The organism is Methylobacterium sp. GC_Met_3 (assembly GCF_026540775.1).
Taxonomy (GTDB): Bacteria; Pseudomonadota; Alphaproteobacteria; order Rhizobiales; family Beijerinckiaceae; genus Methylobacterium.
In genome coordinates, this window is sequence record NZ_JALNUL010000123.1 from 1 (window position 1) to 3,615 (window position 3,615).

General features: G+C 70.2%; 3 protein-coding genes. All 3 read left to right on the forward strand.

Annotated elements, in window-relative coordinates; all coding sequences use genetic code 11:
- Window positions 1–269: 269 nt before the first annotated feature.
- Genes metG through OXS27_RS31880 form a run of 3 tightly spaced genes read left to right on the forward strand, consistent with a single transcriptional unit; the run spans window position 270 to window position 3,503 of the window.
- Window positions 270–1,847 carry a methionine--tRNA ligase gene (gene metG, locus OXS27_RS31870; protein WP_267361657.1) on the forward strand — a complete coding sequence of 526 codons (1,578 nt, stop codon included), beginning with the start codon at window positions 270–272 and terminating at the stop codon, window positions 1,845–1,847.
- 28 nt (window positions 1,848–1,875) lie between these two features.
- Window positions 1,876–2,676: a TatD family hydrolase gene (locus OXS27_RS31875; RefSeq protein WP_267361659.1), complete on the forward strand. Its 801-nt coding sequence runs from the start codon at window positions 1,876–1,878 to the stop codon at window positions 2,674–2,676.
- A 23-nt stretch (window positions 2,677–2,699) separates the two neighbouring features.
- On the forward strand, window positions 2,700–3,503 hold the full coding sequence (locus tag OXS27_RS31880) for an MBL fold metallo-hydrolase (protein WP_243916103.1): 804 nt from the start codon (window positions 2,700–2,702) through the stop codon (window positions 3,501–3,503).
- Window positions 3,504–3,615: the final 112 nt, after the last annotated feature.

Here is a 3,615-nt window from a genome sequence, read left to right on the forward strand (position 1 = left end):
CCGGATCCCGCGCGTTACTTGGCCGACACCTGGGTTCCCGCGGCGTCCCGCGTCCCTTGTGTAGCTTCTTGGGCCATGCCCCCGGCGCCGAAAGGCGGGTGGGGACGATGACGCATGTCCGGGGAGCCGCCGGATGGGGCCGCGTCCGGGCCTCACCGGGCGGGCCTTGCCGAGGGAGCCTTGCCGAGCGGGCCTGCAACGGTTGCGTCCCGGCCGCTGCCGCGCGACAACGCGGGCAGCTTTTCGCGATGATCCGGAACACCACAGACGTGACGTCCAACGCCCCGGCGCAGCCCAAAAAGACCTTCGGCCTCTCGACCGCGATCTCCTACCCCAACGGCGCGCCCCATATCGGCCACGCCTACGAGGTGATCGCCGCCGACGCGATCGCGCGCTTCCACCGGCTCGACGGCTACGACGTGCTGTTCTCCACCGGCACCGACGAGCACGGGCTGAAGATCCAGCAGGCCGCGACCCGGGCCGGCACCACGCCGCGCGCCTTCGTCGACGGCACGGCCGCCCGGTTCCAGGCCATGGCCGACCGGATGGACTGCGCCTACGACCGCTTCATCCGCACCACCGAGCCGGGCCATTACGAAGCCGCCCAGGAAATCTGGCGGCGGATGGAGGCCAACGGCGACATCTACCTCGACAAATATGCCGGCTGGTACTCGGTCCGCGACGAGGCCTATTACGACGAGGCCGAGACAAGGCTCCTGGAGGACGGCAGCCGCCGCAGCCTCGCCACCGACACGCCGGTCGTGTGGATGGAGGAGGAGAATTTCCTGTTCCGGCTCTCGGCCTACCAGGACCGGCTGCTCAAGCTCTACGCGGACCAGCCGGACTTCATCGGGCCGGAAACCCGGAAAAACGAGGTGGCGAGTTTCGTGCGCTCCGGTCTCAAGGACCTCTCGGTCAGCCGCACCAATTTCGACTGGGGCGTGCCGGTGCCGGGGCATCCGAACCACGTCATGTACGTCTGGGTCGACGCGCTGACCAATTACCTGACCGTCACCGGCTTCCCCGACGCGGAGAACCCCCAAAAAACATTCTGGCCGATGGATCTGCACATCATCGGCAAGGACATCGTCCGGTTCCACGCGGTCTACTGGCCGGCCTTCCTGATGTCGGCCGGGCTGCCCCTGCCCAAGCGCGTCTTCGGCCACGGCTTCCTGCTCTCCAAGGGCGAGAAGATGTCGAAGTCGCTCGGCAACGTCCTCGACCCGTTCGAACTCGCCGACACCTACGGGGTCGATCCGGTGCGCTACTTCGTGCTGCGCGAGGTGCCGTTCGGCGGCGACGGCAGCTACAGCCACGAGGCGATCATCGGCCGGATCAACGCCGACCTCGCCAACGACCTCGGCAACCTCGCCCAGCGTTCGCTCTCGATGGTGGCCAAGAATTGCGACGGCGCGGTGCCCGATCCCGGCGCCCTGGACGCGGCCGATCAAGCCCTGCTGGCCCAGGTCGACGCCCTGCCGGAGCGGGCCCGCGCCCTGATGGGCGATCTGGCGCTGCACAGCGTCCTCGCCGAGATCTGGGCCGTGGTGGCCGAGGCCAACCGCTACTTCGCGGCCCAGGAGCCGTGGAAGCTGCGCAAGTCCGATCCGGCCCGGATGAACGCGGTGCTGTACACGACCCTGGAGGCGTTGCGCGTCTTCGGGATCGTGACCCAGCCCTTCGTGCCGGGGGCGGCGGCCAAACTCCTCGACCTCCTGGCGGTGCCGGCCGACCGGCGCCAGCTCGTCGATGTGGGGGAGGGGGGGCGGCTGATGCCCGGCGCGGCGCTTCCGGCCCCCGCGCCGATCTTCCCGCGCTTCGAGCGCCCCGAAACTCCGGCCGCCTGACGGCCCGAAGTCCCAACCCAAAGACCCGATGCTCATCGACAGCCACTGCCATCTCGACTTCCCGGATTTCGCCGCCGACCTGCCGGGCGTGATCGCCCGTGCCAAGGCCGCGGGCGTGACCGGCATGCTCACCATCTCCACCCGGGTCGCCCGGGCCGACACCTACCGGGCGATCGCCGAAGCCCATCCGGAAGTCTGGCACACGATCGGCACCCATCCGGACGGCGCCGCCGAGGAGCCGGATGTCCCCGCCGAGACGATCGCGGCGCTCGCCAAGAGCAGTCCGCGCTGCGTCGGGATCGGCGAGGCGGGTCTCGACTACCACTATCCCGACGCCGCCCCCGAGGCGGTGCAGGAGCGGGTGCTGCGCGCCCATATCGAGGCCTGCCGCCAGACCGGCCTGCCGCTGGTGATCCACGCCCGGGATGCCGACGACCATATGGAGCGGGTGCTCACCGACGAGATGGGCCAAAGCCCGTTCCGGGCGGTGCTGCACTGCTTCTCGTCCGGCCCCCGGCTGGCGGAGGCCGGGGTCGAGTTGGGATTGTTTGTGTCGTTCTCCGGCATCGTCACCTTCCGGCGCTCGCACGCCCTGCGCGACATCGCCCGGGCCGTGCCCCTCGACCGGCTCCTGGTGGAGACCGACGCGCCGTTCCTCGCCCCCGAGCCCCATCGCGGGCGGACCAACGAGCCGGCCTACACGGCCGACACCGCCCGGTCGCTGGCCGAGACCCTGGGGCTCGCCCCGGAGGAGCTGGCCCATATCACCACGGCGAACTTTTTTGCATTGTTCGACAGGGCCGCCGGATCGCCTCCGGGCGCCGCGTGACGGGTTAGGAGCGGGAGATCCGGATGGCCAGCCTGACCCTGCGCATCCTCGGCTGCGGCTCGTCGGGCGGCGTCCCGCGGGTCGGCAGCGGCTGGGGCGCCTGCAACCCGGAGGATCCGCGCAACCGCCGGCGGCGCTGCTCGATCCTGGTCGAGCGCGTGTCGGAGACCGGGCGGACCACGCTGCTCGTCGACACCTCGCCCGACCTGCGCGAGCAGCTCATCGACGCCGAGGTCAAGCGCCTGGACGCGGTGCTCTACACCCACGCCCATGCCGACCACACCCACGGGATCGACGACCTGCGCCCGCTGGTGATCGCCATGCGGGGGCGCATCCCGGTCTACGCCGATGCCCTGACCCGGTCGCTGCTCACCACCCGGTTCGGCTACTGCTTCGAGACGCCCCCCGGGAGCGCCTATCCGCCGATCCTCGACCTGCGCGACCTCGTGGCCGACCGCGACCTGACCCTGGAGGGGGAGGGGGGCTTGATCACCGTGCAATCGCTCCCTGTGGAGCACGGCAACGAGGCCGCCCTGGGCTTCCGCTTCGGCCAAGCGGCCTACATGCCCGACGTCAGCCTGATTCCGGAGGCGAGCCTCGCCCGGCTCCACGGGCTCGACCTGCTGGTCATCGATGCCCTGCGGGACACGCCACACCCGACACACTTCTCCGTCTCGGACGCCCTGGCGCTGATCGACGAGGTCAAGCCGCGGCGGGCGGTGCTGACCAACCTGCACACCGATCTCGATTACGCGGCCCTGGCGGCGCGCCTGCCGGACGGCATCGTTCCCGCCTATGACGGCATGACCCTCAGCCTCGACGCCTGACGGGGATAGGCCGGGGGGGGGCGAATCGGGCGTCACACGCCCGTCGTCGCCAGAGTCCAAGAAAATCGACCTCCCGGCCAACAAGGCTGTTGACGGCCCGGATTGGTGGATC

Excerpts from the sequence above, each read along its gene's own strand:
- OXS27_RS31875 (WP_267361659.1), top strand. The coding sequence starts at position 1,876 with ATGCTCATCGACAGCCACTGCCATCTCGACTTCCCGGATTTCGCCGCC.
- OXS27_RS31880 (WP_243916103.1), top strand. The coding sequence starts at position 2,700 with ATGGCCAGCCTGACCCTGCGCATCCTCGGCTGCGGCTCGTCGGGCGGC.